This window comes from Nguyenibacter vanlangensis (assembly GCF_013376155.1).
Classification (GTDB): Bacteria; Pseudomonadota; Alphaproteobacteria; order Acetobacterales; family Acetobacteraceae; genus Gluconacetobacter; species Gluconacetobacter vanlangensis.
Map to the genome: position 1 here is coordinate 1 of NZ_JABXXP010000321.1, position 3298 is coordinate 3298.

Consider the following 3298-nt stretch of genomic DNA (forward strand, 5'->3'; position numbering starts at 1 on the left):
CGCTCTGCTCCGGGCTGGAAGCGCGGGGGCTGGGGGTGCGGCGGCTCGACCTGCTGCTGCATCGGGTGGATCGTCGGGCCGAAGCCGTCCGGATCGCGACGGGCCGGCCCGTCCGCGACGCAGAACGCCTGGCCCGGTTGCTGTGCGAGAAGATCGAAACCATCGATCCGGGCTTCGGCATCGAGCGCATGGTGCTGACCGCCACGCTGACCGAGCCGATCGAAACCCGCCAGCATGTCTCCGCGCTGGTGGAGCAGGAGGACGCCGATCTTTCCGGCCTGATCGATATCCTGGCCAACCGGGTGGGGATGCGGGCGCTCTATCGCCTCGCCCCGGTGGAAAGCGACGTGCCCGAGCGGTCGGTCACGCGCGTCCCGCCCCTGGCGCCGGACGCCTGTGCGGAATGGCCCGGTTATTGGCCGCGCCCGATCCGGCTGCTGCCGCATCCCGAGCCGATCGGGACCATGGCGATGCTGCCGGATCACCCGCCGGCGTTCTTCGTCTGGCGGGGCGTGCGGCGGCACGTCGCATGCGCCGACGGTCCGGAGCGGGTGTTCGGCGAATGGTGGCAGGGCGACGCCGAACTGGCCACGGTGCGGGATTATTTCCGCGTGGAAGACACGTCCGGCGCGCGGTTCTGGATCTATCGCGCCGGCGACGGCGAGCATGGCGAGAGCGGTTCGCAGCGCTGGTTCCTGCATGGGATCTTCGGATGACCCGCTATGCCGAATTGCAGGTCACCAGCCATTTTTCCTTCCTGCGCGGGGCGTCGTCCCCGCGCGAATTGTTCGAACGCGCCAAGGCGCTGGGCATTCGAGCGCTCGGCATCACCGACCGCAACACGCTGGCCGGCATGGTGCAGGCCCATGTCGCGGCACGGGAAAGCGGGTTGCGGCTGGTGGTCGGCTGCCGGCTGGACCTGACGGATTGCGCCCCCGTCCTGGTCTATCCCGCCGATCGCGCCGCCTATGGCCGGTTATGCCGCCTGCTTTCCGTGGGCAAGGCGCGGGCGGGGAAGGGGAAATGCAGTCTCGCCTGGCGGGATCTGGCGGAATCGAACGAGGGGCTGCTGGCCGTACTGGTGCCGGAACTGGCACCGGAACTGGCGCCGGAAATGGCACCGGGTGGGGCCGATGACGCGTGCGCGCTGCATCTGCGCAGGCTGCGCGCGGCATTCGGGGAGCGGGCCTATGTGGCGTTGACCCTGCGCCGCCGTCCGAACGACCAGATGCGGCTTTATGAACTGGCCGGCCTTGCGCAGCAGGCCCGGGTGAAGACCGTCGTCACGAATGACGTGCTGTTCCACAGTCATGACCGGCGTATCCTGCAGGATGTCGTCACCTGCATCCGGCACAACACCACCATCGACGCGGCGGGCTTCGCGCGGGAGCGCCATGCCGATCGTTACCTGAAACCGCCGGAAGAGATGGCGCGGCTGTTCGGCCGGTATCCCGAGGCCATCGACCGCACCATGGAGATCGTCGAGCGGTGCGCGTTCAGCCTGGACGATCTGGCGTATCAATATCCGGACGAGAGCGTCGTGCCGGGCCAGACCCCGCAGCAGGCGCTGGAGGCGCTGACCTGGCGGAGCGCGCGATCGGTCTATCCGGATGGTGTTCCCGAGACTGTGCGCGATACCCTGCGGCATGAGCTCGGCCTGATCGGCCGCATGCGTTATGCGCCCTATTTCCTGACGGTGCATGCGATCGTGCAGGAGGCGCGGCGGCGCGGGATCCTCTGCCAGGGGCGGGGCTCGGCGGCCAATTCGGCGGTCTGCTACGTGACCGGCATCACCGCGATCGATCCGACGCGCAATTCCCTGCTGTTCGAGCGGTTCGTGTCCGAGGCGCGTGGAGAGCCGCCGGATATCGACGTCGATTTCGAGCATGAGCGGCGCGAGGAAATCATCCAGTGGGTCTATGAACATTATGGCCGCGACCGCGCGGCCCTGACCGCCGTGGTGATCCGCTATCGCGCCAAGGGCGCGCTGCGCGATGTCGGCAAGGTCATGGGGCTGCCCGAGGATCTGATCGGGCAGCTTTCGGGGCAGATCCGGGGATGGTCGCGCACTGTCGATCCGGAGAATTTTTCCGGGACCGGGATCAATCTGGACGATCGGCGGATCCGCCTGACCCTGGAACTGGCGCAGGGCCTGATCGGCGTGCCGCGCCATCTCTCGCAGCATCCGGGCGGGTTCGTGCTGACGCGTGACCGGCTGGACGAACTGGTGCCGATCGAGCCTGCGGCGATGGACGACCGGCAGATCATCGAATGGGACAAGGACGATATCGACGTCCTGAAATTCATGAAGGTCGACGTGCTGGCCCTGGGCATGCTGACCTGCATGCGCAAGGGGCTGGAGCTGCTTGCCGCGCACAAGGGACAGCATTATACGCTGGCCACCATTCCGGCCGAGGATCCGCCTACATATGCGATGATCCGCAAGGCCGACACGATCGGCGTGTTCCAGATCGAATCCCGGGCCCAGATGTCGATGCTGCCGCGGCTCAAGCCGCAGGCGTTCTATGACCTGGTCATCGAAGTCGCGATCGTGCGTCCCGGCCCGATCCAGGGCGACATGGTGCATCCCTATCTGCGGCGGCGGGAGAGGCTGGAGCCCGAGGATTATCCGACGCCCGCGCTGGAGAAGGTGCTGAAAAAGACCCTCGGCGTGCCGCTGTTCCAGGAGCAGGCGATGCAGGTGGCGATGGTCTGCGCCGATTTCACCGCCTCGGAGGCCGACCAGCTTCGCCGCGCCATGGCGACCTTCAAGAACACGGGCACCGTGTCGCAATTCCAGACCCGGCTGATCGAAGGGATGAAGCGAAACAACTATTCCGAAGAGTTCGCCCAGCGGATCTATCGGCAGCTCGAAGGATTCGGCGCCTATGGCTTTCCGGAAAGTCACGCCGCGAGTTTCGCCATCCTGGCCTATTCGTCCTCATGGCTGAAATGCCGCCATCCGGATGTGTTCCTGGCCGCGCTGCTGAATTCCCAGCCGATGGGGTTCTACGCGCCCGCGCAACTGGTGCGGGACGCCCGGGAGCATGGGGTCACGGTGCGGCCGGTCTGCATCAATGCCTCGCGCTGGGACAGCACGCTGGAGGAGCCTGAGCGCGCGGACGGGATCTGCGCGGTGCGGTTGGGCATGAGCCTGGTCAGGGGGCTGTCCAACGCCCATGCCGCCGCCATCGTCGGCGCGCGCGGCGAACGGCCGTTCGGCTCGGTGGATGACGTGTGGCGCCGAGCCGGGGTTCCCCAGGCCGCCCTGGTGAAACTGGCCGAGGCCGATGCGTTC

General features: G+C 67.2%; 2 protein-coding genes. Both read left to right on the forward strand.

What is annotated here, in order from left to right; translation table 11 throughout:
* A partial coding sequence (locus tag HUK84_RS13125; RefSeq protein ID WP_374729345.1) for a DUF6504 family protein occupies positions 1-716 on the forward strand: 716 nt, incomplete at its 5' end.
* On the forward strand, positions 713-3298 hold a 2586-nt coding region (locus HUK84_RS13130), incomplete at its 3' end, for an error-prone DNA polymerase (protein ID WP_176640693.1). The genes HUK84_RS13125 and HUK84_RS13130, both read left to right, overlap by 4 nt.